24 protein-coding genes and 1 pseudogene are annotated in these 26,225 nt (G+C 70.8%); 17 read left to right on the plus strand and 8 right to left on the minus strand.

The genetic code is table 11. The annotated features are described in order from the left end of the window. The first annotated feature begins 217 nt into the window (after positions 1 to 217). Complete coding sequence (locus AB0M29_RS09905) at positions 218 to 601, plus strand: SH3 domain-containing protein (protein WP_365381512.1); 384 nt, start codon at positions 218 to 220, stop codon at positions 599 to 601. A gap of 69 nt (positions 602 to 670) precedes the next feature. Here AB0M29_RS09905 and AB0M29_RS09910 read toward each other — a convergent pair whose 3' ends face one another. From AB0M29_RS09910 to AB0M29_RS09920, 3 genes are all read right to left on the minus strand, one after another. After that, on the minus strand, positions 671 to 1,354 hold the full coding sequence (locus tag AB0M29_RS09910; protein WP_365381513.1) for a gamma-glutamyl-gamma-aminobutyrate hydrolase family protein: 684 nt from the start codon (positions 1,352 to 1,354) through the stop codon (positions 671 to 673). Between the two features lie 46 nt (positions 1,355 to 1,400). Continuing rightward, positions 1,401 to 2,954 carry an amino acid permease gene (locus tag AB0M29_RS09915; protein WP_365381515.1) on the minus strand — a complete coding sequence of 518 codons (1,554 nt, stop codon included), beginning with the start codon at positions 2,952 to 2,954 and terminating at the stop codon, positions 1,401 to 1,403. Between the two features lie 172 nt (positions 2,955 to 3,126). Further along, entirely contained in the window at positions 3,127 to 3,894 is a 768-nt protein-coding gene (locus AB0M29_RS09920; protein ID WP_365381517.1) for an FCD domain-containing protein, read from the minus strand. A gap of 97 nt (positions 3,895 to 3,991) precedes the next feature. On the opposite strand from AB0M29_RS09920, the gene AB0M29_RS09925 reads away from it, so the two are divergent. The 4 genes from AB0M29_RS09925 to AB0M29_RS09940 all read left to right on the plus strand — a co-directional run bounded on the left by AB0M29_RS09925 (position 3,992) and on the right by AB0M29_RS09940 (position 9,736). Beyond that, complete coding sequence (locus AB0M29_RS09925) at positions 3,992 to 5,356, plus strand: glutamine synthetase family protein (RefSeq protein WP_365381518.1); 1,365 nt, start codon at positions 3,992 to 3,994, stop codon at positions 5,354 to 5,356. 8 nt (positions 5,357 to 5,364) lie between these two features. After that, a complete protein-coding gene (locus AB0M29_RS09930; RefSeq protein WP_365381520.1) occupies positions 5,365 to 6,759 on the plus strand; it encodes an aldehyde dehydrogenase family protein in 1,395 nt (464 codons plus the stop codon). A gap of 6 nt (positions 6,760 to 6,765) precedes the next feature. Further along, a complete protein-coding gene (locus tag AB0M29_RS09935) occupies positions 6,766 to 7,554 on the plus strand; it encodes a 3-oxoacyl-ACP reductase (RefSeq protein WP_365381522.1) in 789 nt (262 codons plus the stop codon). A gap of 139 nt (positions 7,555 to 7,693) precedes the next feature. Further along, positions 7,694 to 9,736, plus strand: coding sequence for a phosphocholine-specific phospholipase C (locus AB0M29_RS09940; RefSeq protein ID WP_365381523.1), 2,043 nt, complete (start codon positions 7,694 to 7,696; stop codon positions 9,734 to 9,736). Between the two features lie 4 nt (positions 9,737 to 9,740). Here AB0M29_RS09940 and AB0M29_RS09945 read toward each other — a convergent pair whose 3' ends face one another. After that, positions 9,741 to 11,237, minus strand: a complete 1,497-nt coding sequence (locus AB0M29_RS09945) for a hypothetical protein (RefSeq protein ID WP_365381525.1) — start codon at positions 11,235 to 11,237, stop codon at positions 9,741 to 9,743. Continuing rightward, complete coding sequence (locus tag AB0M29_RS09950) at positions 11,237 to 11,725, minus strand: isochorismatase family protein (protein WP_365381527.1); 489 nt, start codon at positions 11,723 to 11,725, stop codon at positions 11,237 to 11,239. The genes AB0M29_RS09945 and AB0M29_RS09950 overlap by 1 nt, the downstream gene beginning before the upstream one ends. 178 nt (positions 11,726 to 11,903) lie before the next feature. Between AB0M29_RS09950 and AB0M29_RS09955 the strand changes: the two are divergent. Continuing rightward, positions 11,904 to 13,415 (plus strand): annotated as a pseudogene (locus tag AB0M29_RS09955) (glycoside hydrolase family 76 protein); the annotation flags it as partial. Then, the gene (locus AB0M29_RS09960; RefSeq protein WP_365381584.1) at positions 13,404 to 13,811 is read left to right on the plus strand and encodes a ricin-type beta-trefoil lectin domain protein; all 408 of its coding nucleotides are present in this window, start codon (positions 13,404 to 13,406) and stop codon (positions 13,809 to 13,811) included. The pseudogene AB0M29_RS09955 and the gene AB0M29_RS09960, both read left to right, overlap by 12 nt. Positions 13,812 to 13,818: 7 nt before the next feature. On the opposite strand, the gene AB0M29_RS09965 is transcribed toward AB0M29_RS09960, so the two are convergent. Next, on the minus strand, positions 13,819 to 14,208 hold the full coding sequence (locus tag AB0M29_RS09965) for a VOC family protein (RefSeq protein WP_365381529.1): 390 nt from the start codon (positions 14,206 to 14,208) through the stop codon (positions 13,819 to 13,821). 117 nt (positions 14,209 to 14,325) lie between these two features. On the opposite strand from AB0M29_RS09965, the gene AB0M29_RS09970 reads away from it, so the two are divergent. Together AB0M29_RS09970 and AB0M29_RS09975 are read left to right on the plus strand one after the other, a co-directional pair. Beyond that, positions 14,326 to 14,763 carry a glutaredoxin domain-containing protein gene (locus AB0M29_RS09970; RefSeq protein WP_365381531.1) on the plus strand — a complete coding sequence of 146 codons (438 nt, stop codon included), beginning with the start codon at positions 14,326 to 14,328 and terminating at the stop codon, positions 14,761 to 14,763. Positions 14,764 to 14,780: 17 nt separating this feature from the next. Continuing rightward, positions 14,781 to 15,410 (plus strand): class I SAM-dependent methyltransferase, encoded by a 630-nt coding sequence (locus tag AB0M29_RS09975; protein WP_365381533.1) that lies wholly within the window; start codon positions 14,781 to 14,783, stop codon positions 15,408 to 15,410. Between the two features lie 139 nt (positions 15,411 to 15,549). Here AB0M29_RS09975 and AB0M29_RS09980 read toward each other — a convergent pair whose 3' ends face one another. Together AB0M29_RS09980 and AB0M29_RS09985 are read right to left on the minus strand one after the other, a co-directional pair. Beyond that, a complete protein-coding gene (locus AB0M29_RS09980) occupies positions 15,550 to 16,293 on the minus strand; it encodes a hypothetical protein (RefSeq protein ID WP_365381534.1) in 744 nt (247 codons plus the stop codon). A 42-nt stretch (positions 16,294 to 16,335) separates the two neighbouring features. Further along, positions 16,336 to 17,166, minus strand: coding sequence for a MerR family transcriptional regulator (locus AB0M29_RS09985; RefSeq protein WP_365381536.1), 831 nt, complete (start codon positions 17,164 to 17,166; stop codon positions 16,336 to 16,338). Positions 17,167 to 17,362: 196 nt separating this feature from the next. Between AB0M29_RS09985 and AB0M29_RS09990 the strand changes: the two genes are divergently transcribed. From AB0M29_RS09990 to AB0M29_RS10025, 8 genes are all read left to right on the plus strand, one after another. Then, positions 17,363 to 17,956 carry a hypothetical protein gene (locus tag AB0M29_RS09990; RefSeq protein ID WP_365381538.1) on the plus strand — a complete coding sequence of 198 codons (594 nt, stop codon included), beginning with the start codon at positions 17,363 to 17,365 and terminating at the stop codon, positions 17,954 to 17,956. A gap of 75 nt (positions 17,957 to 18,031) precedes the next feature. Next, positions 18,032 to 19,159 (plus strand): alpha/beta hydrolase, encoded by a 1,128-nt coding sequence (locus AB0M29_RS09995; protein WP_365381539.1) that lies wholly within the window; start codon positions 18,032 to 18,034, stop codon positions 19,157 to 19,159. A gap of 291 nt (positions 19,160 to 19,450) precedes the next feature. Then, on the plus strand, positions 19,451 to 20,857 hold the full coding sequence (locus tag AB0M29_RS10000; protein ID WP_365381541.1) for a type III PLP-dependent enzyme: 1,407 nt from the start codon (positions 19,451 to 19,453) through the stop codon (positions 20,855 to 20,857). A gap of 126 nt (positions 20,858 to 20,983) precedes the next feature. Continuing rightward, positions 20,984 to 22,015: a phytanoyl-CoA dioxygenase family protein gene (locus AB0M29_RS10005; RefSeq protein ID WP_365381542.1), complete on the plus strand. Its 1,032-nt coding sequence runs from the start codon at positions 20,984 to 20,986 to the stop codon at positions 22,013 to 22,015. Then, positions 22,012 to 23,343, plus strand: a complete 1,332-nt coding sequence (locus AB0M29_RS10010) for a DUF6271 family protein (RefSeq protein WP_365381544.1) — start codon at positions 22,012 to 22,014, stop codon at positions 23,341 to 23,343. Before AB0M29_RS10005 ends, AB0M29_RS10010 begins: the two co-directional genes overlap by 4 nt. 3 nt (positions 23,344 to 23,346) lie before the next feature. After that, positions 23,347 to 23,844, plus strand: coding sequence for a GNAT family N-acetyltransferase (locus AB0M29_RS10015; RefSeq protein ID WP_365381546.1), 498 nt, complete (start codon positions 23,347 to 23,349; stop codon positions 23,842 to 23,844). Between the two features lie 86 nt (positions 23,845 to 23,930). Then, positions 23,931 to 25,172 (plus strand): MFS transporter, encoded by a 1,242-nt coding sequence (locus AB0M29_RS10020; RefSeq protein WP_365381548.1) that lies wholly within the window; start codon positions 23,931 to 23,933, stop codon positions 25,170 to 25,172. Positions 25,173 to 25,268: 96 nt separating this feature from the next. Continuing rightward, a complete protein-coding gene (locus tag AB0M29_RS10025) occupies positions 25,269 to 26,225 on the plus strand; it encodes a glutaminase (RefSeq protein WP_365381550.1) in 957 nt (318 codons plus the stop codon).

Raw genomic sequence — 26,225 nt, forward strand, 5'->3', positions numbered from 1 at the left:
GGCGAATGGCGCAGTCGTCGGCGCCTTGTCCGAGCCCGTGTTCACCCATCGTGCGGATGGGAATGTATAGCCTTCGCCTTTCATGGGCGTTTCGCTCAGGTTTATTCCCATAATCAGTCGTAATGTGCCGCTCGCGACCCGGCCGCACTTCGCGGTTCGTGGCTGTCGAGAACTGGAGAGGCATATGTCCCTGCGTACTGTCCCTGCCCGACGTGGTGTGAGGCGCACCGCCGGCGCCCTGGTCGGAGCCCTCGCCATGGGTGGCGCCCTGTTCGCCGCGGCTCCCGCCCAGGCGGCCCCGGCCCTCCCGTACGGTACGGTCACGTCGCCGGTCGGGCTGAACGTGCGTCAGTTCCCGAGCACGGACTCCTCCGTGGTCGGCTTCCTCGCGAACAACGCGCAGGTCGGCCTCACGTGCAAGGTCCGCGCCCAGGACATCGACGGCAACACCATCTGGTACCTGGAGCGCGGCGCGAGCCACGAGCGCTGGATCAGCGCCCGTTACGTCGCCAACACCGGCACCGTGTCGTACTGCAACACCGTCCTCACCTCGGCCCTCAGCGCCCAGCTGCAGAGCCAGCACCCGCACGCCAAGGGCTGAACCGCGGCACACCTCAAGCCGTGGCCGGGGAGGTTTCCCGGCCACGGCTGACGTGTGTCCGCGGCGGGCCTAGGCGGTCGCCGCCGTCACGAGGGCGCGCATCACGCGGGTGTCGTCGCCCATCTCGGGGTGCCACTGGACGCCCAGGACCCAGGGGGTGCCGGGGAGTTCGACGGCCTCGACCGTGCCGTCGGCGGCGTGGGCGGAGGCGGTGAGCGGGGCGGCGAGGCGGTCCAGGCACTGGTGGTGGTAGGTGGGGACGGCGAAGGTCTCGGGGACCACGGAGGCGTACAGGGTGCCCGGGACGGGGATCACCGGGTGGGAGCCGAAGACGCCGACGTCCTCGGTGTGTCCTTCGAGGTGCTGGGTGAGGGTGCCGCCGAGGGCGACGTTGAGGAGCTGCATGCCGCGGCAGATGCCGAGCAGGGGTGTGCCGGACTCCAGTGCCGCCTCGATCAGGGCCAGTTCCCACGTGTCGCGCGCCAGGTCGGGCGGGCCGGTCCGGGGATGCGGCTGCGCCCCGTACCGCGACGGCTGCACATCGGGTCCTCCGGCGATGACGAGCGCGTCGAGGCGCGCGACCGCCTGCGCTGCCGCCGCCGGTTCGTCCGGCGGCAGCATCGCCGCGAGTCCCCCGGCGGCCTGCACCAGCCGGGGGTAACCGGCGGGCAGCAGCGCCGCGGGCAGGTGCCACACGCCCCACCGTACGCTCTGGTCGAGATACGTACTGATGCCGATGAGGGGCTTGGCCACGGGGCCGTTCCTTCCTGTCGCTGTGCCGATCCCGCGCCGGGCGGGGTCAGAAGTCCAGTTCGTGTTCCAGGGCCGCCAGTTCCTCGGCGGTGCCCTGCACCTTCGGGCCGGTGAACCAGTTCTTCGCCGACACCAGCCACCACACTCCGGCGAACCCGAGGACCGCGAGGACGGCGAGCGGTGTGTAGTTGAAGGTCTTGGAGGTCACCGGGCTGGTCGTGGGCAGCATGAACAGCACCGTGATGATCAGGGTCCAGGCGATGGCGATGACGCCGACCGGCTTGCTCCAGCGGCCCAGGTGCCAGGGGCCGCGTTCGAACCGGTCGCCCTGCAGCAGCCGCAGGAAGACGGGCAGCACGTAGGCGATGTAGAGGCCGATGACGGCGATCGAGGTGACGGCGGCGTAGGCGGTGGCGTTCCAGAGGTAGGGCAGGCCCAGCAGGAAGGCGCCGCCCGCGGCCAGCCACACCGCGTTGGTGGGGGTCTTGGTCCGCTTGTTGATGCGGTGCCAGACCTGCGAGCCGGGCAGCGCGCCGTCGCGGGAGAAGGCGTAGATCATCCGGGAGTTGGCGGTGACCGAGGACATCCCGCAGAAGAACTGGGCGCCGATGACGACCAGGAGCAGCAGCTTGCCGCCGGTCGCGCCGAGCGCGTCGATGAAGATCTGCGCCGGGGGGACTCCGGTCTTGCTGGCCAGGGCGCCGTCGTAGCTCTGGATCGCGAAGGTGATGCCGATGAGCAGCACCCAGCCGGCGGCCAGGGAGACGAGGATCGACATCACGATGCCGCGCGGCCCGGCGTTCGCGGCGTCGTGGGTCTCCTCGGTCATGTGGGCGGAGGCGTCGTAGCCGGTGAAGGTGTACTGGGCGAGCAGCAGTCCCAGCAGGCCGACGTAGAAGCCGCTGTGCCAACCGGTGCCGTTGACGAAGTGGGTGAAGACGAACGACGCGGACTGGTGCTTGGACGGCACTATGACCAGCGTTCCCACGATGACCAGCACGCCCAGGACGTGCCACCACACGCTGACGTTGCTGAGGAACGAGACCAGCTTGACCCCGAAGGTGTTGAGCAGGCCGTGTGCGACGAGCACCAGACCGAAGATCAGGATGGTGTGGCCGGGAGTGGCCGAGAAGCCGAACTGCAGGTCCAGCAGCGCGTTCATGAAGAAGGCGGCGCCGAAGTCGATGCCCGCGGTCACCGCCACCTGGCCCAGGAAGTTGAACCAGCCGGTGAACCACGACCAGGCGGGTCCGTGCGAGGGAGCCAGCCGCGCGGCCCAGTAGTACAGGCCGCCCGCCGTGGGGTAGCTGGAGCAGACCTCGGCCATGGCCAGGCCCACGAACAGCGTCATGAGGCCGACCAGCGGCCAGCCCCAGGCGATCAGGGCCGGTCCGCCGGTGACCATGCCGAAACCGTAGAGCGTGAGGCAGCCGGACAGGACGGAGATGATCGTGAAGGAGACCGCGAAGTTCGAGAACGCCGACATGGAGCGGTCCAGCTCCTGGGCGTAGCCGAGTTCGTGCAGGCGCTGTTCGTCACTGGTCGCCGCCGTGCCGTGGCGCTCATCCTCCGGCTCCGTCAGGTGCTTGTCGATCGACATACCCGCCTCCTCGTGCTGGGGCCTCCGCCGCTGGCAGGGGTTCGGCGAACCGCCTGTGTCCACGCATCAAAGGTTTGGGGCGATACCTTTGCTGTTCGGCGGGGGGAGCGCAAGACCCCGTGCGCATTTTGTGGCCGAACACGTCACGGGGTACGTCGCGGGGTGGGTCCCGTCAGGTCAGGAAGCCGCGCAGCAGGGCCGCGGTGCCCGCGCAGTGCTCCCGCATCACCTCCCGGGCCGCGTCGGCGTCACCGTCCAGCACCGCCTCGACCAGCGCTTCGTGCTGGTGCTGGGAGTGTTCGAGGTTGCGCACCAGCAGCGGGATGCAGTCCAGCAGGTCGTTGACGGTGGCCCGTACCGCCGCGTACCGCGCCGCCAGCGACGGGGAGCCGGACAGCTCGGCGATGGTCAGGTGCAGCAGGGTGTCCAGCCGCCGGTACTCCGCCAGCGGCGAGTCCCGCGTCGCCTCCAGCGCCTCCCGCAGCCGGCCGGCCGCCGCCGCGTCCAGCCCCTGGGCGGCGCACAGCCCGGCGGCGCCCACTTCGAGCACCTCCCGGAAGCGCAGGGTGTCCTCCACGTCCACGGCCGCCACCCGCCGCCGCAGCTCCTCCGTCATGTCCGCGCCCTCGGCGGTGTCGGCGCGCTGGCGCACGAAGGTGCCGCCGTACCGGCCGCGTCTGCTCTCCACCAGGCCCTGGTCCTGGAGCACCTTCAGCACCTCGCGCAGGGTGACCCGGCTGACGCCCAGCCGCTCGGCCAGATCCCGCTCGGCGGGCAGCCGCTCGCCGGGCGCGACCAGCCCGAGGCGGACGATCTGGAGTATCTGCTCCAGCGCCTCCTCGAAGCCGTTCCCCGCCCTGACCGGGCGCAGTACCGGCGCCAGCCGGTCCACGGAACCGACGGAACCGAACGGCACGACCACCTGCAGGCTCTCTTCCATGACCCCCACTTTCGTCGCCATGAGCTCTTCCCAATCAATGGTTCATGCGCATACCTTAAAACAACTCGGCTGACCGAAGCCCGAAGGAGGCACTCCCGTGCCAGACCGCACACCCCCGCTCAGCGTCGAGGACCTGCGGGCCCTCGTCGACAGTGGTGAGATCGACACTGTCGTCCTGGCCTTCCCCGACATGCAAGGGCGGCTGCAGGGCAAACGGTTCGCCGCCCGCTTCTTCCTCGGCGAAGTCCTGGAGCACGGCACGGAGGGCTGCAACTACCTCCTCGCCGTCGACGCGGACATGAACACCGTCGACGGCTACGACATGTCCTCCTGGGACCGCGGCTACGGCGACTTCGCCATGCACCCCGACCTGGGCACTCTGCGCCGGGTGCCGTGGAATCCCGGCACCGCGATGCTCGTCGCCGACCTGGCCTGGAACGACGGCTCGCCGGTGGTGGCCGCGCCCCGCCAGATCCTGCGCCGCCAGCTCGACCGGCTGGCGGAACTGGGCTACACCGCCCAGGTCGGCACGGAACTCGAGTTCATCGTGTTCAAGGACACCTACGAACAGGCCTGGGACGCCGGCTACCGCGGCCTGACCCCGGCCAACCAGTACAACATCGACTACTCCGTCCTGGGCACCAGCCGCGTCGAGCCGCTGCTGCGCCGTATCCGCAACGAGATGGGCGCGGCCGGGCTCACGGTGGAGTCCGCCAAGGGCGAGTGCAACCTCGGCCAGCACGAGATCGCGTTCCGCTACGACGAGGCCCTCGTCACCTGCGACCAGCACGCCATCTACAAGACCGGCGCCAAGGAGATCGCAGCGCAGGAAGGTGTCTCGCTCACCTTCATGGCCAAGTACAACGAGCGCGAGGGCAACTCCTGCCACATCCACCTGTCACTGACGGACGCCGACGGCCGCAATGTGATGGCCGCAGACGGCCCCGACGGCATGTCGGCGGTGATGCGGCACTTCCTGGCCGGGCAGCTCGCCGCGCTGCGGGACTTCTCCCTGCTCTACGCCCCCCACATCAACTCCTACAAGCGGTTCCAGCTGGGCTCGTTCGCCCCCACCGCCGTCGCGTGGGGCCATGACAACCGCACCTGCGCCCTGCGCATCGTCGGCCACGGCCCCTCCATGCGCTTCGAGAACCGGCTGCCCGGCGGAGACGTGAACCCGCACCTTGCCGTCGCCGGGCTCGTCGCGGCTGGCCTCTACGGGATCGAGCACGAGCTGGAGCTGCCCGAAGCCTGTACGGGCAACGCGTACACCGCCGGCTACGCGCATGTCCCCACCACCCTGCGCGAGGCCGCCGAGCTGTGGGAGACCAGCCCCCTCGCCAAGGCCGCCTTCGGTGACGAGGTCGTCGCGCACTACCGCAACATGGCGCGCGTCGAGCTCGACGCCTTCGACGCCGCGGTCACCGACTGGGAACTCCGCCGCTCCTTCGAACGCATGTGAGGCAGTACGTGCACGAGCACCAGGTACTCAACCCGGCCACCGAAGAGGTCGTCGCCACGGTCCCCGCGGCCGCCCGTGAGGACGTCGACGCCGCCGTCGTCCGCGCCCACGCGGCCCAGACCCGCTGGGCCGCGCTGACCCCCGGCGGCCGCGCCCGGCTGCTGCGCCGGTTCGCCGCCGCCGTGGACGAGCACCTCGAGGAACTGGCGCAGCTGGAGGTCCGCGAGGCGGGGCACGTCATCGGCAACGCCCGCTGGGAGGCGGGCAACGTCCGCGACCTGCTGGACTTCGCCGCCGGAGGGGTGGAACGCCTGTCCGGGCGCCAGATCCCCGTCCCCGGCGGCCTCGACATCACCCTCCTCGAACCCCTCGGCGTCGTCGGCGTCATCGCACCGTGGAACTTCCCGATGCCGATCGCGGCGTGGGGCACCGCTCCCGCGCTGGCCGCGGGCAACGCCGTCATCCTCAAACCGGCCGAGACCACACCGCTGACGGCCCTGCGGCTGGCCGACCTCGCCCGGGACGCGGGCCTGCCGGAGCACCTCTTCCAGGTGCTGCCCGGCGCCGGTGCGGTGGCCGGGGACGCCCTGGTCACCCACCCCGGGGTCGCCAAGATCGTGTTCACCGGCTCCACCCGGGTCGGCAAGCAGATCATGGCCAAGTGCGCGGACCAGGTGAAGCGCGTGACCCTGGAGCTCGGCGGCAAGAGCCCCAACGTCGTCTTCGCCGACGCCGACATCGAGGCCGCCGCGGCCGCCGCCCCGATGGCGTTCCTGGACAACTCGGGCCAGGACTGCTGCGCCCGCACCCGCATCCTCGTCCAGCGCTCCGTCTACGACCGCTTCCTCGGCCTGCTGGCCCCGGCCATCGAGTCCGTCGTCGTCGGCGACCCGTCCGACGAGCGCACCCAGATGGGCCCGCTGATCTCCCGGGTCCAGCTGGAGCGCGTACGGTCCTACGTCACCGGCGACCTGAAGACGATCACCGGCACCGCGCCGGACGGACCCGGCTTCTGGTTCCCGCCGACCCTCGTCACCGACGTCGACCCGGACGCCCCCGTCTCCGTCGAAGAGGTCTTCGGGCCGGTGGCCGTCGTGCTGCCCTTCGAGGACGAGGCCGACGCCGTACGCCTGGCCAACGCCACCGACTACGGCCTGTCCGGATCGATCTGGACCCGGGACGTCGGCCGCGCCCTGCGGGTGTCCGGCGCCGTCGCCGCAGGCAACCTGTCCGTCAACTCCCACTCCAGCGTCCGCTACTGGACCCCGTTCGGCGGCTACAAGCAGTCGGGGCTCGGCCGCGAACTCGGCCCGGACGCACTCACCGCTTTCACCGAGACCAAGAACGTCTTCATCAGCAACGCTTCGTCCGCCACGGACACCACGGACAACCCGGAGGCCTGAGCACCCATGACGACCACACCCAGCAACGTCTGCCGCCGCCTGGTCGGCCGTACCGCCGTCATCACCGGCGCCGGCAGCGGCATCGGCCTGGCCGCCGCCCGCAGGCTCGCCTCCGAGGGCGCGCACGTGGTGTGCGCCGACATCGACGAGGCCAGCGGCAAGGCCGCCGCCGAGGAGGTCGGCGGACTGTTCGTGCGGACCGACGTCACCGACCCCGAGCAGGTCGAGGCGCTGTTCAAAGCCGCCTACGACACCTACGGCAGCGTCGACATCGCCTTCAACAACGCGGGGATCTCCCCGCCCGACGACGACTCCATCCTGGAGACCGGCCTGGAGGCGTGGAAGCGCGTCCAGGAGGTCAACCTCACCTCCGTCTACCTCTGCTGCAAGGCCGCCCTCCCCTACATGCGGCGCCAGGGCAAGGGCTCCATCATCAACACCGCCTCGTTCGTGGCGCGGATGGGCGCGGCCACCTCGCAGATCTCGTACACGGCCTCCAAGGGCGGTGTGCTCGCGATGTCCCGCGAACTGGGCGTGCAGTTCGCCCGGGAGGGCATCCGCGTCAACGCCCTGTGCCCGGGGCCGGTCAACACCCCGCTGCTGCAGGAGCTGTTCGCCAAGGACCCCGAGCGGGCGGCGCGCCGCCTGGTGCACATCCCCGTCGGCAGGTTCGCCGAGGCCGACGAGATGGCCGCCGCTGTCGCCTTCCTGGCCAGTGACGACTCGTCCTTCGTCAACGCCACCGACTTCCTGGTGGACGGCGGGATCTCCGGCGCGTACGTCACCCCCATGTAGCCGGTCCTGCGGACACGGCGGCCGGCAGAGCAGACATCTCCCGGCCGCCGCCCCCCTCGTGTGAGCGTCCGCCTCACGTCTTCGCCGCACGCACCTCGCAGGCCAACCCCCCACACTCCCCGGCCGAAAGGCGTCCGCCATGAGTGAGCTGAGCCGAAGAAAATTCATCGCGCTGTCCGCGAGCGCCGCCGTCACCGGGTCGGTGGGCGGCGTCGTCGCCGCCACCGGAACCAGCCAGGCGGCCGGGACGACCGGCACCCTGGCCGACGCCCGCCACATCGTGGTCCTGATGCAGGAGAACCGCAGCTTCGACCACTACTTCGGCATGCTCAAGGGCGTACGGGGCTTCTCCGACCGGGCCACGATCATGCAGCAGAACAGCACCGGCCCGAGCACCAGAACCGTCTTCGACCAACCCACGTCCACCGGGCACCAGTTGCCCTGGCAGCTCAGCGCCACCAGCTCCGGCGGCACCAACTCGGCGCTGCTCGCGCAGTACGACGCCGATCTGCCGCACGCCTGGGCCGACCAGCACCAGGCGTGGAGCGGCGGCAGGCTGGACGCCTGGGTCGCCGCCAAAGGCGTCGGCTCGCTCGGCTACCTCACCCGCGCCGACATCCCCTTCCACTACGCCCTGGCCGACACCTGGACGGTCTGCGACGCCTACCACTGCTCGATCCTGAGCGCGACGGGCCCCAACCGCACGTACCACTGGAGCGGCAGGACCAGCGCGGACGCCAAGGACGGCGGTGACGAGCTCGGCAAGAACCTCTCCTGGCAGACCATCGCGGAGGGCCTGGAGAACGCCGGGGTGAGCTGGAAGGTCTACCAGTCCACCGACAACTTCGGGGACAACGCCCTGGAGTACTTCGCGAACTTCGCCAACGCCCCGGCCGGCAGCGCCCTGGCGGTCAAGGGCAAGTCCACCGTGCCGCGGGGCACCACCAAGCCCGGTGACACCGCCGACGACATCGCGGACGCGCTGGCGGCCGACGTCAAGGCGGGCAAACTCCCCCAGGTGAGCTGGCTGGTCCCGAACCAGGCGTACTCCGAGCACCCGGCCGCCACCCCCGGCAACGGCGCCTACTTCGTGCACCGGGTGATCAACGCGCTGGCGGCCGACCCGGACACCTTCAACTCCACCATCCTGATCATCAACTACGACGAGAACGACGGCTTCTTCGACCACGTCCCGCCGCCGGTCCCACCGTCCTCCGAGACTGACGAGTGGTTCGGCTCCGAGCACATCGGGCTGGGCTTCCGCGTGCCGCTGATCGCCGTATCGCCCTGGAGCCGGGGTGGTTGGGTCAGCTCGGAGACCTTCGACCACACCTCGGTGCTGCGCTTCGTGGAGCAGTGGACGGCCGCCATCGGCAAGCCCGTCAGCGCCCCGAACATCTCCGACTGGCGGCGCTCGGTCTGCGGCGACCTCACCAGCCTGTTCGACTTCGCCAACCCCGTCTACGGCCTGCCCACGACGCTGCCCGCCACCCCCCAGACCGCCGCCAAGCCCGGCGGATCGCTCAGCCCCGGCACCAACTCCCTGCCCACCCAGGAGAGCGGCACCCGCCCGGCCCGCCCGCTGCCCTACCAGCCGGACGCCAACCTCGCCGCCTTCGACCCCGCCTCCGGCAGCACCCTCGTGGCCTGGATCGACATGAGGAACACGGGCAGCTCAGCGCTCTGCCTCTCCTCGTACGCCAACGCCCACCGCTCCGGCGGCCCCTGGCATTACACCCTGGACGGCGACGGCGGCACGGACCGCGACTACTTCTACGTCGGCTCCGGCTTCGGCGAGGGCGCCTACGACCTCAGCGTCGTCGGCCCCAACCGCTTCCTGCGCCGCTTCACCGGCGACGCCACCAAACCCGGCATGGACCTGCTGGTCACCACCTCCTACGTGACCGCCCCCGAAACCGGCAAGCTCGCCATCCAGTTCACCCTGGCCAACAACTCCCCCGCCGAGACGACCTTCACCATCACCAACAACAACACCGCGTACCGCTCCGACGGCCCCTGGCACTACACCGTCGCAGCGGCCGAGACCGCCACCGACCACTTCAACGCCGTCCACTACAGCAACGGCTGGTACGACCTCACCGTCACCGCCGACTCCGACACCACCTGGTCCCAGCGCTTCACCGGCCACCTGGAGACCGGCCAGAACAGCGTGAGCGGCTGAAGGTTCACCGGGCTGCCGCCGGCCGGTCCAGCCCGCACTGGTCGAGCAGGGCATGAAGGCGCTCGGCGGGGATGCGGGGGTTGGCCGCGGCTCCTTCGGCGTGTTCCGGGGCTTCCAGGAGCGAGGTGACGAGGTCGAGGGGAAGCAGGGGGTTCGCGGCGGCGGCTCGGCGCACGCCCGGGTAGGGGTCGGCGAGCAGGTGGGCGGGTGCCCGGCCCAGGGTGGTGTCGGCGGCGGCCAGCGCGCGGACGTCGGGGTCCCCGTGGTCCAGGAGGTGGTCCAGCCCGGTGCGGGGCAGGCGGGGAAGGGTGAGCAGGTAAGGGCGTTGGGTCGGCGTGGCGATGAAGGCGTCGAGGAGGAGCGTGGGTGGCGCGAGCGGGTGGTTATACGCCAGGAGGTGGCGCACATCGGCGTCGGGATCATCGGCCAGACGGTGTACCCATTCCTCGGGCAGACGGGAGCAGGTCGCCGCGACGCGGCGCAGCTCGGGGTGCTCGGACGCGGCGCACGACGCGTACCAGCTCGTCTCCGGTTCGACGAACATCTCCTCGACCGGGCCGATCGTCTCGGCCGTGCCGCCGATGACCCGGTCGAGGGCGGCACGCTCCGGCCAGGTCCGCGGAAGTGGTTGCAGCAGGGCGCGGGTCCGCACGCGGCCGTCCGGGTCCTGGGCCAGTTCGCTCAGGAGCGACGGGTCCAGATCGGCCCGGGCGGCGACGCGTTCACGCACCTGGGGATCGCGATCGCGCGCGAGACGGGCGACGACATCGCTGGGCGTGTGGGGGTTGTGGGCGAGCGACCACACGTCGCGCCCTTCCGCGAGACACCGCTCGGCCACCGTGCGGGAGACGGCGTAGTTGACCAGCAGCAGGGAACGCTGGTGGCAGTCCCGCTCGGGCAGGTCCGCTTCCATCTCCGCCGGATCCAGAATCCGGTTGTTGACCCGCGCGGCCTCGCGCACCGCGGGATCGGGATCGGCCAGGAGCGCTTCGCGCTGTCCAGGGGTGAGCCACAGCCACGAACCGGTGGCCTGGGCGCGTAGTTCGGGGTTCGGGTGACCGGGCATCCGGCGGCGGAACGACGGCGGGATCTGGCCGGAGAACGCCAGTTCCTGCCGGATCTCGTCCGCGGTGAGCAGCTGGCCGTGGCTGCTGTCGTCCCTCGCGGTCAGCAGGTGTTCCAGGACGTGGTCGGGCAGCGCTTCGGCCCGGCCCAGGCGCGGGCGGGGGCCCGAGGCGACGTCCGCGCGCACGAGCGAGTCGGCGTCGTCGGCCAACCGGCCACGCTGCTCGGGAGTGGCGTGCCGATTGCGGGCGAAAGCGCGGCGGACGGCCCGTTCCGGGTGTGCGACCACCGCGTCGACCACGTCCGCGGGGAGGGCCCGCTCCCCGCACAGCCGCGTCCAGGCAGCGCGTGCGGGCTCGGTCAGCAGACGCAGCAGCACGTCCGAGGGCGCGGCCGGGTTGGCCGCCACACCCCGCAACCACAGCTCCAGCACCATCAGATGTAGTCGGCGGTGCTCCGCACCTCACCGAAGCGCGGGAAGACGCGCGCCACGGAGAACTCGTGGTCCTCCGCGGCCTGTGCGGACATCGCGTCGGCGACGAACTCGATCTCGTAGCCGTGGTCGGCCGCGGCCCTCGCGGTGGACTCGACGCCCATCGTGGTGACGAGTCCGGCGAGCACCACCGTGTCGACACCACGCTCGCGCAACTCATCGTCCAGACCGGTGCCGTAGAACGCTCCCACGGTGTGCTTGACCACCACGACATCGCCGTCGTGCACCAGGTCGTCGGCGAAGCCGCTGCCCGGGGGTTGCTCGGTGACGTTCGGCCGGTCCACCCGGACCGCCACGACCGGACGACCCGCGGCCCGGAACGAAGCGGCCAACTCCCGGCAGCGCGCGAGCACTTCATCGCCGGAGTACGGTGCGAGCGGCTGGGCCACGATACGCGGCATCAGGTCGATGAGGATCAGCGCGGACGTCATGCGGAAGATCGTAACCCCGCCCGTCGTGCCCGCATCCGTCAGCGCGCGCCGAGGAGTTCGGGCCCGCGACAGCGTTGACTTGGACACGCCAACCGCGCGATTCTCCTTTCGCCTGCTTCGGCGGCGGACGCTCCCGACGCGGAGCGCCCGCCGCGCCCCCCGCGAAGGAAGGAACGCCATGCACCAGGTCTTACGCCGCCGCGGCGCCGCAAGGGCCGTCGCCCTGACCGCCGCGAGCGCCACCGCGGCCCTCCTGGCCATCGCCGCGCCACCGTCTCCAGCGGCCGCGGCAGCGGCACCCGCCCACGCCGCGCCCGCACTCCCCCGCACCCACCTGGCGGCAGCCGCCGCCTCCGTCTGCGACACCTACTGCGACGGCCGCGACCCCGCCCTGGCAACGCAGGAACGCGTCCCCGTAACAGCCACCATCAGCGGCCGAACGATCCGACTTCATGTGTCCGACAACGATGTCATGGGGTGGGCGTCCACCGATGACGGGAGCGCAGGGGACGAGGTGTGGCTGGACCGGTCCTTCGACGGGGGCCGGAGCTGGGGTTCGGGCAGCAAGATCGGGGACACCTCGGTGCCGGCCGGCCACACCGGCTGGCGCAGCGCGATGTTCAACGTGGACGACTGGAACAACCAGGGCGTCGGTGCGCTGCGCGCCTGCGGGCAGCCGGCCGGCCAGAGCGGGATCGCGTGCACGGCGTGGGCGCGGGTGAACCGCAACGCCTGGAGCCGTCCGACCGCCGCCGCGACCGGCATGATGACGTTCTACAACCGCGGCACCGGCCTGTTCGACACCGCCGGGTGGTGGAACTCCGCGAACGCGCTCACCGCGATCATCGACAACGCGCGGGTGACGGGCATGCCCAGCTACGAGTACGCGCTGTCGACCACCTACGCCGCCCAGGGCGGCAACAACTTCCGTACCGACGCCCTGGACGACACCGAGTGGTGGGGTCTGGCCTGGCTGGACGCGTACGCCCTCACCGGCGACAGCAGATACCTCAACACCGCTCGCGCCGACGCCGACTACCTGGCGACGTACTGGGACGGCACCTGCGGCGGCGGGGTGTGGTGGAGCACCGCCAAGACGTACAAGAACGCCATCACCAACGAGCTGTACCTTCAGCTCACCGCCGGCCTGCACAACTACCTGCCCGGTGACACCACGTATCTGAGCCGGGCGCAGCAGGAGTGGTCATGGTTCCGCGGCAGCGGCATGATCAACGGCTCGCATCTGATCAACGACGGCCTGAACTCGGCCAATTGCGCGAACAACGGCCAGACCACCTGGACGTACAACCAGGGTGTGGTGCTCGGCGGCCTGGCCGAGCTCTACGACGCCACCGGTGACGCGAGTGTGCTGACCGCCGCCCGGCAGATCGCGGACGCCGCGACCACCTCGACGTACCTCAACCCCGGCGGCACCCTGCGCGAGCCGTGCGAGGACGGTGGCTGCGGCGGGGACGGCATCTCGTTCAAGGGCGCGTTCGTGCGCGGGCTGGCGAAGCTCAACGCCGCGGTGTCCGGCCACCCCTACACCGGCTATCTGCAGCGGCAGGCCGACACCGCCTACGCCGCCGACCGCAACAGCCTGGACATCTACGGCCTGCACTGGGCCGGGCCGTGGGACCAGCAGGAGGCGGGCCGCCAGCAGAGCGCGCTCGACCTGATGAACGCCGCGGTCGCGCCCGCCGACCGCACCGGGCCGATCTCCGGCTACGGCAGCCTGTGCGTCGACGACGCCTCGTCCTCCACCGCCGACTCCAACCCCGTGCAGGTGTGGACCTGCAACAACACCGGTGCCCAGAGCTGGACGGTCGGCGCCGACCGCACCCTACGGGCGCTCGGCAAGTGCCTGGACGTCCACTCCGCCGGGACCGCCAACGGCACCAAGACCGATCTCTACACCTGCAACGGCACCAGTGCACAGGTCTGGGTTCCCCAGCCGGGCGGCGCACTGCTCAACCCGCCGTCGGGCCGCTGCCTGGACGACACCGGCTGGTCCACCACAGCGGGCACCCAACTGGAGATCTGGGACTGCACGGGCGGGGCCAACCAGAAGTGGAACCTGCCCTGATGCTCCGTCAGGTGAGGTAGTCCGCGCGGCCCTCGTCGTCGAGTTCGAAGGGGCCCTCGGGGATGACGCAGAACTCGTTGCCCTCGGGGTCGGCCATCACCAGGAACCCGCCCTCGTCGTACTCCGCCAACCGCCGTCCGCCGAGTGCCTCGACACGCTGCTGCTCGGCGGCCGGGTCGGGCGAGGTGACGTCGAAGTGCATACGGTTCTTGCCCGACTTGGGCTCGCCGGTCCGCTGGAAACCCAGGCCCAGGCCGTTCTCGCGCCGCAGCCACACGTAGGGTCCCATGCGGCCCACGACCGGCCTTCCCAGCACCTCGGACCAGAACGCCGCGAGGCGCTCGGGGTCGGTCGCATCGACGATGAGGGCATTGATCCGCACAGGTGAGTCCGCCATGGCCTGATTCTCGCAGGGCGCAGGGCACCGGGCACGGGCGCAGGGCACAGGGCGCAGGTGCAGGGCACCGCTCACCGTCCTCGGGGCGCGTTCCGGCGCTTCGCTAGCATGGGCGTCATGAGGCGTGCCTGGTTCTTGCCGGTGCTGGTGGTGGTGTCCGGCTCGGCCGCTGCCGCGGGGCTGTTCTTCCGCGGGTCCCCCGGCGCGGCCGCAGGGCTCCTGGTGGTGTTCGTGCTGCTCGCCGGTCTGAACTCGACGCTGATCTTTCCGAGGTCGATCGACGCGTCGGAGGCGGAACGCCGCAGTGCGATCGACGGACGGCCGGTCGTGTTCTGGCGGCCGGGTTGCGCTTACTGCCTGCGGCTGCGGCTGCGGCTCGGCCGTCGCGCCCACCAGTTGCACTGGGTCGACATCTGGCGTGACCCGGCCGGGGCCGCGGCGGTGCGGGCGGCCAATGACGGCAACGAGACGGTGCCCACCGTCGTGGTGGCGGCCCGGCCGCACACCAACCCGGACCCCGCGTGGGTACGGCAGCAGCTCTCCCGGCGCCCGTGAGCTCTAAGGTCCTTCCTGTGGTGGATCACCAGAACGAGACCAGGGCGGCCTACGACGGGGTCGTCGAGCTGTACGCGTCGCTGTTCGCGAATCGGCTGGAGACGCAGCCGTTCGCCCGGGCCATGATCGGCACCTTCGCCGAACTGGTGCGCGCGACAGGCAACCCGCGGGCGGCGGACGTCGGGTGCGGGCCCGGGCATCTGACGGCGATGCTGCACGAACTGGGCCTGGACGCCTTCGGACTCGACCTCTCCCCGGGCATGGTCGACCACGCCCGGCGAACCCATCCGGCGCTGCGCTTCCAGGAGGCGCGGATGGAGTCCTTGCCGGTCGAGGACGGCGCCCTCGGCGGCGTACTGGCCCACTACTCGATGATCCACACCCCGCCGGAGGAACTGCCGGAACTCCTCGCCGAGCAGGTGCGCGTCCTGGCCCCGGGCGGTCTGCTCCTGGTCTCCTTCTTCGGCACCGACGGCCCGGACCCGATCCGGTTCGACCACAAGGTGACGCCCGCCTACAGCTGGCCGGTGGACCACCTCGCCGACCTGATGACCGCTGCCGGACTCGCCCCCTTCGCCCGCCTGCTCCACGACCCGGCCTCCGAACGGGGCTTCCTCGACGCCCACTTGCTGGCCCGCCGTCCGTAAGTCCTGTCGGGCAGGCAGGCGCTGGTACTAGCCTTCGCCAATGAATTTTGCCTGTGCGTGCACTTCGACGGCGCACACCGGCATGCGGACATCGCCAGCGCGGGCCACCCTCTCCCGCATGCAGCCGTCTGACTGATCGTCAATCCAGCGGGCTCGTGGGGTCGGACTGCCTTTCCAGCGTGAACCAGGGGCCGCGGTCCAGGCGGTCCTGTACGACTTCGCGTGCGTCGGGGTCGGTGATGCGGTCGGTGAGGTGTTGGGCGCGGGCTTTGAGTTCGCCGGCGTCCGGTGAGCCGGTGGCGGCGGCGGTCCGGGCCCGGATCTCGGTGGCGAAGGCCTGGTCCCAGTCGGTGAAGTCCTCGGGGTTCTCGGCGATCAGTTCCGCGTAGCGCGGGGCGTGGTGGGCGGCGATCTGTGGGCGGCCGATGGCCAGCGCGGTCTGGGCGATGGTGTATTCGCCGCGACCGTGGTGGGCCACGGTGCCGGCCTCCAGCCAGTGGTAGCAGGCCGCGTAGGCCTGGTAGAGAGCGCGGTCCTGCTCGACGGGTGGGGTGTCCGGGGTGAGGTCGAACAGCAGGTCTCCGAGCGCGTTGTTGAGCTCGATGGCGAACCAGCGGTGGAGATCACGCTCACGCGGTTGCCGATTGCCGAACGCGGAGACCGCGTCCTGCCAGCGGGCGAAGCCGTGTTCGCGGGCGATGACATGCTGCGCGTCGCGTAGGGAGAACCCTTCCCGGTCCACGGGGCCGGCCTTGGCCGCGCGCTCGGCGGCGCCGGGCTTGCCGTGCCGGACGGCCAGGCGGAGGTCCTTGGCCTGGTTGCGCAACTGGGACAGGTCGACCTGGGCAGGAGGAGTGGGAAGGGTGGGGGTGGGTCCGGTCATGGCTGTTGTTCTCTCAGGTCGGGAGTGAGGGTGCCGGGCGGGTCACCAGAAGCGTGGTTGGGCGGGGATGGCCTCCAGGTCGGTGAGGAGCAGTTCGCGGTCCTCGTCCAGCGCGATGTCCTCGGCGGCGGCCAGGGCCTGCTCGGTCCAGGCGCGGGCCTGGTCCTCGTCGCCGGCCACCGCGTGGGCGCGGGCCAGGGACTCGTAGGCGTAGGCCAGGTCCCAGTCCGCGATACCGTTCGCCTGGCAGATCTCCAGGCCCCGTCTGGCATGGTGCAGGGCGGGCTCGGCCCGCCCCAGTACGGAGTAGACCCGTGAGCACTGCCACTCGCCGCGGCTGAGGTTCACCGGGACGCCGACCTGGCCCCAGTGGTAGCGCGAGGCGTGCGCCATATGCAGCATCCGATCGTCGTCCTCGACGCTGCGGCCCTCCCTCTCCAGCAGTCGCCATACCTCGTTGAACAGGTCGACGGCCAGTCGCCGCTCGTCTCCGGTGGCGGTGTCGGTGCTCTGCTGATCCTGGTCGCTCATCGCTGTGGTGACTCCGTCCTCGATGAGATGGTCGATGCGGTGGAGGTCGCCGCGGACCCGGTCCAGGCGTGCCTGGAGGCGGCGCCGGTGCTGGATCAGGACCTGCTTGATCGCGGCCTCGTCCTCCGGCGCGGCCAGACACGCGCGCACCTGGTCCAGCGGGACGTCGACCGAGCGCAGAATCCGCACCAGCCGCGCGGGCGCGACCTGCTCGGCGCTGTAGAGCCGGTAACCCGTGCCCGGGTCGACCACAGCGGGCGACAGCAACCCCACGCGGTCGTAGTGCCGCAGGGCCTTCGCGGTCAGGCCGACATGGCGTGCCAGCTGACCGACCGTGATCATCCCAGATCCATCCACCATGCCCCGAACCTAGAACGTTGCCCCGCGGGAACCTCAAAACGCAGCGCCCAGGGCGGTGACAAATAGGTACCTCCGGCGACTGGCGCGCGCATCCACGCCGGGCCCGGGGCGAGGGGCGGCTCCCCGGCCGCCGATAAGCACTGGCCGGCGCCCCGGCCCGTGCCTCAAGCTTCTCGGCGTGGCAGAGACGGAACCTACCGAGGAAGAGACGCCGGAGGGGCTGCTGGGCTGGTGCCTGGTGGCCAATGTGGCGCGCGAAGTCGTGCGCGGAGAGGGGGGTCTCGACATCCAGCACGGCACGAAGCACTTCCGTACGGGTGCCCTACTGTGGCTTCCGCCCGTTCGCTGGGATCCGGGCCATGGTCGCTGGCCCGCGGTGGGGCGGCATCGGGGCAACAGCCGTCGGTACGTGCACATGATCGTGCGTGCGGATGATCTGGAGAACTTCCGGGTCAAGGGGGTGTACAGCGAGGCGCTGGTGCGCGGTCTCAACGGTTGGGACCATGACCCGACGGCCCCGCGGACCCTGCAGAACCCCTGGACGCGTGAGCGGGCGCAGAGTCGGGCGGACGGCTGCAACCACCTGAGTGAGCCGCTGTTCATCGAAGGCCGCAAATACGCCCACCCGCGGATCTCCGTTCCCAACCCTCCGCCGGCGGAGATCGAGATCGAGGGTGAGACGCTCCACCTCGCCCGCTATGGCACCAGAGGAGCCCACTACAGCCGCACGCCCCCTCCCGCGGAATGGATCCCCGAGATCCCCGAGCCGTAGTCAGCGCGCTCCCCGGTACCGCGTCGGTGTGCGAGCGGAGGCAACTGGCCCTGCCTCTCACCGCGTTGACGGAGTATGAGATCAAGAATTCGCTTCACCCTCCGATCCACGGCGCTGACGGCGTCGCTGCTGCTGACCGCCGGGCTGGTGGCCGCGGGGACGCAGATGCCCGCCAACGCCGCGCAGGTGGGCGGTAGTCCGGCGGCACCGAGTGCGACCGCGACGGCCACGTACGACCTCGGGGACACGACGTTCACCGATCCGCAGTCGGGGACGGTCAGCGAGGTGCGCGCGGTGGTGCACTATCCGCGGCACCTCAGCGGCAGCCTGCCGCTGATCGTCATGTCGCACGGGTCGTGGTGGGCCTGCGACAGCAAGGACGCCGACACCTGGCCGTGCCCGGCGGGCTCGCACCCGTACCCGAGTTTCCGCGGTTACGACTACCTGGGGCAGGAACTGGCCGCGCGCGGCTTCGTCGTGGTGTCGATCAGCGCGGACGGCATCAACATGACGTCGTTCGACTACGGGGACCGGGCCAGGCTGGTCAATGAACACCTGCTGCTCTGGAAGCAGTTGGCCGGGGGCGGCGGTCCGCTCAAGGGCCGGTTCACCGATCCGGCGACGGGGCGGCCGGTCGCACCGGCCTTCACCGGCCACGTCGACATGCAGCGCGTCGGCACGCTGGGCCACTCGCGCGGCGGGAAGGGCGTGATGTGGCAGGCGTCGGACAAGCACCGCGGCGAGTGGCCGAGCGGAGTCCGCGTAGGGGCGGTCCTGGGGCTGGCACCGGTCAAGTTCGACGACCCGGAGGGCGACCACAGCGACACTCTCATCACCCAGCTGCCGTTCGCGGTGGTCACGGGCACCTGTGACGGCGCCGTCGGCGAGGCGGGCCAGGAGTATCTGGACGACGTCGCGGGCCAGAACACCCACACCGACTACTCGGTGTCCCTCCACAACGCCAACCACAACTACTACAACCGGTCCTGGACCCCGCCGGCCTCGCTCGGGGAGGACGACAGCACCTGCCCCGCCCAGGAGTTGACCCCGGCCCACCAGCAGGACGCCCTGACCGCGTACGCGGTCGCCTTCTACCGCTACGAGTTGTACGGCGACCGCACCGGTCTGCCGACGCTGACCGGCCACCGCCCGCTGCCGGGCGCGGTGTCGACGACAAGGGTGGTGTCACCCGCCAAACGGTGACATGACAATCCCCGCGCTCACCGACTGACAGGCAGCCATAACACGCAGTCAAATTCGCGTGGCGAGCTGTTGAATTCGCGTGAACTGACCGACTTTAAAGGTGAGTTGACGACCGGAAAGAGTTGACACCACAGTTGGTCTAGTCCAATGTTGTGCCAGGGGCACGTGCACGTGGCCACCCCCCTTGATCAGCCGCGATTGCCCCGCGATTGCCGTTCTGACGGTCCGGGACTTCGCGAGAGCGTCCGCTTTCGCGAGGAACGAGAACATGATCCGATCGCAGAGAGAGACATGGCACAGCAACAACCGCAAGGGTCGGCATTAGGCCCTCGCCCACGATTTCACCAGGAACGACCGACCACGGCGGGGATCCGCCCGTCACGACCCCTTCGGGCCGAACCAGCCCGTCCCCACACCCTGGCAGCGAGCGCGTTCCGGGGTGCGGGGACGGCGGACCCGGACGACCGGGGTCACGAGCAGCGGTGGGGGGCGGCGGTCTCCAGCCCGGGACCGGCCCCGATCAGCGCGGCTCTGCACGCCGCCCTCGCCACCGCGTCCGAGGACCAGGTCATCTACGACCTCGCCGGGATCGGCGAGCGGTACAGATCCCTGGCCGAGGAACTGCACGGTGTCGACATCCGGTTCGCCATGAAAGCCTGCCCCGTGGACGAGGTGCTGGCCCACCTGGCGGCGCAGGGCGCGGGCTTCGACGCGGCGAGCCCGAACGAGATCGCCCAAGCCGTCAGAACCGGCGTACCGCACCGCCGGATCCACTACGGCAACACCGTCAAGTCGGACCGGAACATCGCCGAGGCCTACCGCCTGGGTGTCAGGGACTTCGCCACCGACAGCCTGGAGGACGTCGCCGCGATCGCCACCCACGCCCCCGGATCCCGGGTGTTCTGCCGTCTCGCGACCAGCGGGGAGGGCGCGCTCTGGGGACTGAGCCGGAAGTTCGGTTGCTCCACCACCGACGCGGTGCACGTCCTCGAGGCCGCGCGGGCCGCGGGCCTGACCCCGTCCGGCCTGTCCGTGCACGTCGGCTCGCAGCAGATGACGGCCGGCGGCTGGCGTGACGCCTTCGACCGCATCGGTGACGCACTGGTGAGCCTGCGACTGAGCGGAATCCGGCTGGACCACGTCAACCTCGGCGGCGGCCTGCCCGCCCTCGGCTACCGGGACCGCCGCGGCAACCCGCTCGACCCGCCGCTGGACAAGATCTTCGTGGTGATCCGGGAGGGCATGCAGCGGCTGCGGGAGATCTCCGGCTCCGCACTCGACTTCGTCATGGAACCCGGCCGCTACCTGGTCGCCGACCACGGCGCGATCACGGCACATGTCTCCCGCCTGACATCGCGCCGGCAGCTCGACGGCGAGCCTGAGTACTGGCTCTACCTGAGCTGCGGCAAGTTCAACGGCCTGTACGAGATGGACGAGTTGCAGTACCCGCTGGTGTTTCCGTCCCACCCGGACGGGGAGTACGTCCCGGCCGTCATCGCCGGTCCCAGCTGTGACAGCGACGACGCCTACGCCCACGAACACAGCCGTGTCCAGGTGCCCAGGGCGCTCGCCTCCGGGGACCCGGTCTGGATCCTCTCCAGCGGTGCCTACGCCACCAGCTACATGACCCTGGGGTTCAACGGCTTCGATCCCCTTCCGAGCAGTTGGACCACCGGCGGGCCGGACAGACCTCGCTGACGGACGACGAGGCGAGTCGCCCGGCCCCCATCCCCGCACGCACCCCCGGTGTTCGCGGCCATCGGCCGCGACACGGGTCCGGCATGCCCCACACCCACCCCACCCCTCGGTTTCTGGAGTTCGCACATGCCCGCAAACGACCCCTACCTCCACCGGGCCGCCTCCCGCCGCCCGTACTTCAGCGCGGACGGTGAGACGTACCTCGCACCGACCCCGCTCAGGGACCTCCGCAAGGAGCAGCCGCTGCGGGTGCTCTCCGAGGAGGACTTCGCCTTCTGGCGGACCTACGGCTACGTCGTGGTCAAGGAAGCCATCCCCGCCGAGTCCGCCAGGGCCCTGCTGGACTTCGCGTGGGACTTCCAGGACCTCGACCCGGAGAGTCCGGAATCCTGGTACAAGGAGCGGCCCTACCGTGACGAGCTGGACCGCCACCTGCACGTCTACGGCTTCGTCGAGGCGTACCACCACCAGCTCATCTGGGACAACCGGCAGACCCAGCGCGTCTACGACGCCTTCGTCGACGTCTGGGACTGCGAGGAGCTGTGGGTCACCCTCGACCGGCTCAACCTCAACCCGCCCAACATCGGCAACCGCGACCGCGCCCTCATCGAGCCCACGGAGAAGGGCTTCGACATCGAGCTCCACTGGGACATCGACAGCACGCTCGCCGTCATACCCCAGCGCGTCCAGGGCATCATCGCCCTCAACGACACCCGGCCCGACCACGGCGGCTTCCAGTGCGACCCCGAGCTGTTCCGCCGGTTCGACGAGTGGAAGCTCGGCCAGCCCGCCGACCGCGACCCGATCAGGCCCGCCGTCGACCGCGACGAATTCCCGGTGATCCGGCCGGAGTTGTCCGCGGGCGACCTGCTGATCTGGAACGGCGCCCTGGCCCACGGCGTCGCCCGCAACACCTCGGAGCGCGGCGTCCGGGCGGTCCAGTACCTCTCGATGATGCCCGCGCTGGAGGAGAGCGAGCAGATACGCCGCTCCCGGATCAACTCCTGGGAGACCCTCAGCACCCCGGACTGGAACGGAACCCTGGTCGGCGACGCCGTCACCCACGAGTCGCTCCGGTACAAGACCGCCGAACTCAGCGACCTCGGCGAGAAGCTGCTCGGCCTCACCTCCTGGCACGGAGCGGAGTCCGCCCAGTGAGCCGTGGTACCGACCCGCGCAGGATCTGCCTGACCCTTCCCACCAACCGGTCCTGCATCCCCACCATCGCCGACATCGGCGAGGAAGCCGCCTACGCCGCCGGGCAGTTCGGCGTCGAGGTGCACCTGCTGATCCTCGACTCCTGCGACAGCTCCACCTTCGCGGACCACGCCAAGGCCGTCGGCGCACTGCCCGCGGTGCCGAACGTGATCGTGCACCACCTCGACGAACGACGGCAGCGCGACTTCCTGCGCGAGGTGATCGAGCGCTCCGGTCTTGCCGAACCCGAGCTGCTGCTCGACCTGATGCTGCCGGACACCGTCAGTTACGGAGCCTGCACCAACCGGGCCTTCCTGCTCGCCGCCGCGCTCGGCTGCGCGTCGATCCACCGCCGGGACTCGGACAGCGGCTACCAGACCCTCGACGGCGAGCAGGTCTTCCCGATCCACCACGAGCTGCTGTCGCTCGGGAGGACGGGTGCCGACGCGGCCGACGGCGTTACCGACAACGCCCTCGACCCCGTGCACGGCCGCAAGCCGGTGTCCATGGTCGGCGGCTCCTTCGTCGGCGAACTCTCCGTCGACGTCAGCGAGATCAAGGAAGCCGACCCCGGGATCTACCACGACGTGGTCAGCCTGTGGGCCCCGCCCGAGTGGCCGGAGGAGGAGGTCCGGGGCCTGGTCGAGGAGTCGTTCATCGGCGCCGGCACCGAGCCGTTCAGCGTCGACCGCTCGGTCCTCGACGTCCCGGACATCTGGCGGCTGGACATGTGCAACATCGGCTTCGACAGCGCGCTGTACGAGCGTGTCCCGCTGCCGCCCGCGACCGACACCATCGGCAGCGACTACTTCCTGCTGCACGTCGTCCGCCACGCCCCGCTGCCCGCGGTCGTGCACAACCGGCACATCGTCAACTTCTACACAGCGGAGCGCCGGACCGGCAGCGGATTCACCGCCTACCAGCTGCGGTTCGTCAAGTTCCTGCTGTCCATGCTCTACCTCCACCCCGTCTACTTCGACCTCGAGGAAGCCGGTCCGGCACTGCTCGACGCGCAGCACCACGTGGACGCCGCACAGATCGCCGGATTCGCCCGGCGGACCGCCGGTGCGGACCGCGCCGAGAACATCCGGCGACTGGATGTCGTCGACCGCTGCTACCGGCAACTGGGCGGCAAGTACGCGGAGTTCGCCGACCATCTGCTGCCGCTGCGGGACAGCCTGCTCGACCGGGCACAGACCGACATCGAGCACTTCGCGCTGCTGATCGACGCCTGGCGCCCGCTGGTCGCGGCGAGCAGGACCCTCGGTCTGCCGACGGGGAGGGCGTGAGGAATGGCCGACACCACCATCCGCCTGCGTCGGCTGGCGGACGACGACTGGGACGACATCGTGGCGCTGGAAGCACGCGCCTACGCCGAGAGCGGCCTGTCCGAAGGACGCACGGTGCTGCAGTCCAGGGGACGGGTATCGCCCGACACCTGCTTCGTACTGGAGCACGACGGGGCGTTCGGGGGCTACCTGCTGGCGCTCCCCTACCCGCCCGGCCGGTGCCCGGAACTCACGGAGGCGGAGGCGTCCGGCCACACGTCGGCGAACCTGCACGCGCACGACTTCGTGATCACCGAATCACTGCGCGCCCGGGGGCTGTCGCCGCACTTCGTGCGGCAGATCGAGCAGGAGGCGCGGTCGCAGGGGTACGACCGGATCTCCATGGTGGCCGTGCAGCGCAGCCATGTCCTGTGGCGCCGCCTGGGCTACGCGGCCCACGCGGAGGTCGGCATCCCCGAGAGCTACGGCACCGAGGCGGTCTACATGTCCAAGGCGCTGTAGAGCGCGCGCAGGAACGGGGGGACCGAAGTACCCAGTGGATCCGCCGCGCGGATCACCATCGTCGAACGAAGTAGGCTGATTCACGCATGACGCGCATTCACGACCCGTTCCGCAGAGCGCAGTTGGCCATCGCCGCGCTGTTCCTCTTCCTCGGGTTCCAGTACGCCACCTGGGTCTCGCGGCTGCCCACGCTGAAGACGCACCTCGACCTGAACGCGGCGCAGGTCGGCCTGCTGCTGATGGCGGGAGGCGCGGGCGCGGTGCTCTCCTTCCCTCTGGTCCCGCTGGTGATGAAGCGCCTGGGCTCCCGGCGGGTGTCGCTGCTGTCCGCCCTCGTCCTGGGCCTGATCCTGCTGGTCCTCGCGGTCACACCCGACTACCCGGTCACCCTGCTGGTCATCTGCCTCGACGGGGTGGCGGTGGGCTTCCTCAACGTGGCGATGAACGCGCAGGGAGCCGCGCTGGAGGTGGCGTACGAGCGGACCGTGATGGCCAGGTTCCACGCCACCTTCAGCGCGGGTTCGCTCTCCGCGGCGCTGCTGGCCGTCGGTGTGAACCTGTACACCCGGTCACTGGCGGTGCACTTCGTGGCGGCCGCGGTGCTGTTGCTGCTCGCGGTGGGGCTGACGCAGTCCGGGCTGCTGACGCAGGACCAGCAGGCGGGCTCCGCGCCGGACGCCACCGCGAAGGGGGAGGCGGACTCCACCGCGGAGCAGGCCGAGCAGCGCGAGCAGCCGAAGCAGGAGGAGGCACCGGAGGCACCGAAGCGCCGGTTGCCGCTGCCGACCCGGGTGACCATCTGGATGGGTCTCGCCATGGTGTTCGGCACCGTGACCGAGGGGGCGATGAACGACTGGTCCTCCCTCTACCTCAAGGACATCGCCGAGGCGGGTCCTGAGGTGGCACCGCTGGGCATCGCCGTGGTGTCCGGAATGATGGTGCTCGCCCGGATCTTCGCCGACGGCTGGCGCGCCCGCTGGGGTGACGGGCGGATCGTCGTGGCCGGGAGCGCGCTCGCGGGGGCCGGTCTGGCCGTCGCCCTGCTGGCCGGCGGTGTGCTTCCCGCACTGCTGGGGTTCGCCTGCGTCGGCCTGGGCGTCGCAGCCGTCACCCCGTGCGTCTACGTCGCCGCGGCCCGGCAGGGTCCTGAGGCACTGGCCCTGGTCGCCGCGATGGGGACGATCGGCCTGCTGGCCGGACCGCCCGTGATCGGCTTCATCGCGAGCGGCAGCAGTCTGGTGTGGGGCATGGGCGCCGTCGCCGCCTCCGCGGCCCTGGTCTCGCTGTGCGCCACCCGGATCCGCTGGCCCGCCCTGGCCGACGCCTGACCGCCCCCGGCCCGCACCCGCACCCGCACCCGCACCCGCCGCGTAGCGTCCACCCCCCCGTCGGCCCTCCCTGGCCGGGCGGCTAGCCTGCCCGCCATGGACACCGTGGTGGACGCGCTGCCGGGCGGAGTGGAGCTGGACTACCCCCAGCTCCTCGGCACTGCCATGGCCGCCGCCCGGCGCGAGGCCGGCCGCGGGCAGGTCGCCGGGTACATCCCCGCCTTGGCCGCCGCCGATCCCGAGGGCTTCGGGATGGCGGTGGCCACCGTCGAGGGCGAGGTGTTCGGCGTCGGCGACTGGGAGCGGCCGTTCTCGCTGCAGTCCATATCGAAGCTGTTCTCGCTGGCACTGGTCCTGGCCGCGGGCGGGAGCGGCAGCTCGCTGTGGACAGGGGTGGGCCGCGAGCCCTCGGGCACGCCGTTCAACTCGCTCGTGCAGTTGGAGACCGAGCACGGCGTGCCCCGTAACCCGTTCATCAACGCGGGCGCGCTCGTCGTCACCGACCGGCTGCAGACGCTGACCGGGGACGCGGCCGCCCACGTATTGGACTTCCTGCGCACGGAGGCGGGCAACCCGGCCATCGCCATCGATGCCGACGTCGCCGCCTCCGAGGCCGAGCACGGCCACCGCAACGCCGCGCTGGCCCACTTCATCGCCAGCCACGGCAACCTGGAGAACCCCGTCGACGACGTGCTGCGCGAGTACGTCGCCCACTGCTCGATCGCCGCGAGCTGCCGTGACCTCGCCCTGGCCGGACGCTTCCTGGCCCGGCACGGGCTGCGCTCCGACGGCACCCGGATGCTGGAACGGAGCGAGGCCAAGCGCATCAACGCGGTGATGCTGACCTGCGGCACCTACGACGCGGCGGGCGAGTTCGCCTTCCGCGTCGGTCTCCCGGCCAAGAGCGGCGTCGGCGGCGGCGTGCTCGCCGTCCTCCCCGGACGGGCCGCGATCAGCGCCTGGAGCCCCGCCCTCGACCGCGCCGGGAACTCCGTCGCCGCCGTCGCCGCGCTCGACGCCTTCACCAGCGCCTCAGGACTGTCCGTCTTCTGA

This window comes from Streptomyces sp. NPDC051976 (assembly GCF_040680795.1).
Classification (GTDB): Bacteria; Actinomycetota; Actinomycetes; order Streptomycetales; family Streptomycetaceae; genus Actinacidiphila.

What these genes read in the sequence shown, in the direction of transcription:
- AB0M29_RS09965 (WP_365381529.1), bottom strand. Translation starts at nt 14,208, where the DNA reads ATGGCGGACTCACCTGTGCGGATCAATGCCCTCATCGTCGATGCGACC.
- AB0M29_RS10015 (WP_365381546.1), top strand. Translation starts at nt 23,347, where the DNA reads ATGGCCGACACCACCATCCGCCTGCGTCGGCTGGCGGACGACGACTGG.
- AB0M29_RS09995 (WP_365381539.1), top strand. Translation starts at nt 18,032, where the DNA reads ATGAGATCAAGAATTCGCTTCACCCTCCGATCCACGGCGCTGACGGCG.
- AB0M29_RS10000 (WP_365381541.1), top strand. Translation starts at nt 19,451, where the DNA reads ATGGCACAGCAACAACCGCAAGGGTCGGCATTAGGCCCTCGCCCACGA.
- AB0M29_RS10025 (WP_365381550.1), top strand. Translation starts at nt 25,269, where the DNA reads ATGGACACCGTGGTGGACGCGCTGCCGGGCGGAGTGGAGCTGGACTAC.
- AB0M29_RS10020 (WP_365381548.1), top strand. Translation starts at nt 23,931, where the DNA reads ATGACGCGCATTCACGACCCGTTCCGCAGAGCGCAGTTGGCCATCGCC.
- AB0M29_RS09920 (WP_365381517.1), bottom strand. Translation starts at nt 3,894, where the DNA reads ATGGAAGAGAGCCTGCAGGTGGTCGTGCCGTTCGGTTCCGTCGGTTCC.
- AB0M29_RS10005 (WP_365381542.1), top strand. Translation starts at nt 20,984, where the DNA reads ATGCCCGCAAACGACCCCTACCTCCACCGGGCCGCCTCCCGCCGCCCG.
- AB0M29_RS09980 (WP_365381534.1), bottom strand. Translation starts at nt 16,293, where the DNA reads ATGACCGGACCCACCCCCACCCTTCCCACTCCTCCTGCCCAGGTCGAC.
- AB0M29_RS09940 (WP_365381523.1), top strand. Translation starts at nt 7,694, where the DNA reads ATGAGTGAGCTGAGCCGAAGAAAATTCATCGCGCTGTCCGCGAGCGCC.
- AB0M29_RS09945 (WP_365381525.1), bottom strand. Translation starts at nt 11,237, where the DNA reads ATGGTGCTGGAGCTGTGGTTGCGGGGTGTGGCGGCCAACCCGGCCGCG.
- AB0M29_RS09915 (WP_365381515.1), bottom strand. Translation starts at nt 2,954, where the DNA reads ATGTCGATCGACAAGCACCTGACGGAGCCGGAGGATGAGCGCCACGGC.
- AB0M29_RS09970 (WP_365381531.1), top strand. Translation starts at nt 14,326, where the DNA reads ATGAGGCGTGCCTGGTTCTTGCCGGTGCTGGTGGTGGTGTCCGGCTCG.
- AB0M29_RS09985 (WP_365381536.1), bottom strand. Translation starts at nt 17,166, where the DNA reads ATGATCACGGTCGGTCAGCTGGCACGCCATGTCGGCCTGACCGCGAAG.
- AB0M29_RS09960 (WP_365381584.1), top strand. Translation starts at nt 13,404, where the DNA reads ATGAACGCCGCGGTCGCGCCCGCCGACCGCACCGGGCCGATCTCCGGC.
- AB0M29_RS09950 (WP_365381527.1), bottom strand. Translation starts at nt 11,725, where the DNA reads ATGACGTCCGCGCTGATCCTCATCGACCTGATGCCGCGTATCGTGGCC.
- AB0M29_RS09935 (WP_365381522.1), top strand. Translation starts at nt 6,766, where the DNA reads ATGACGACCACACCCAGCAACGTCTGCCGCCGCCTGGTCGGCCGTACC.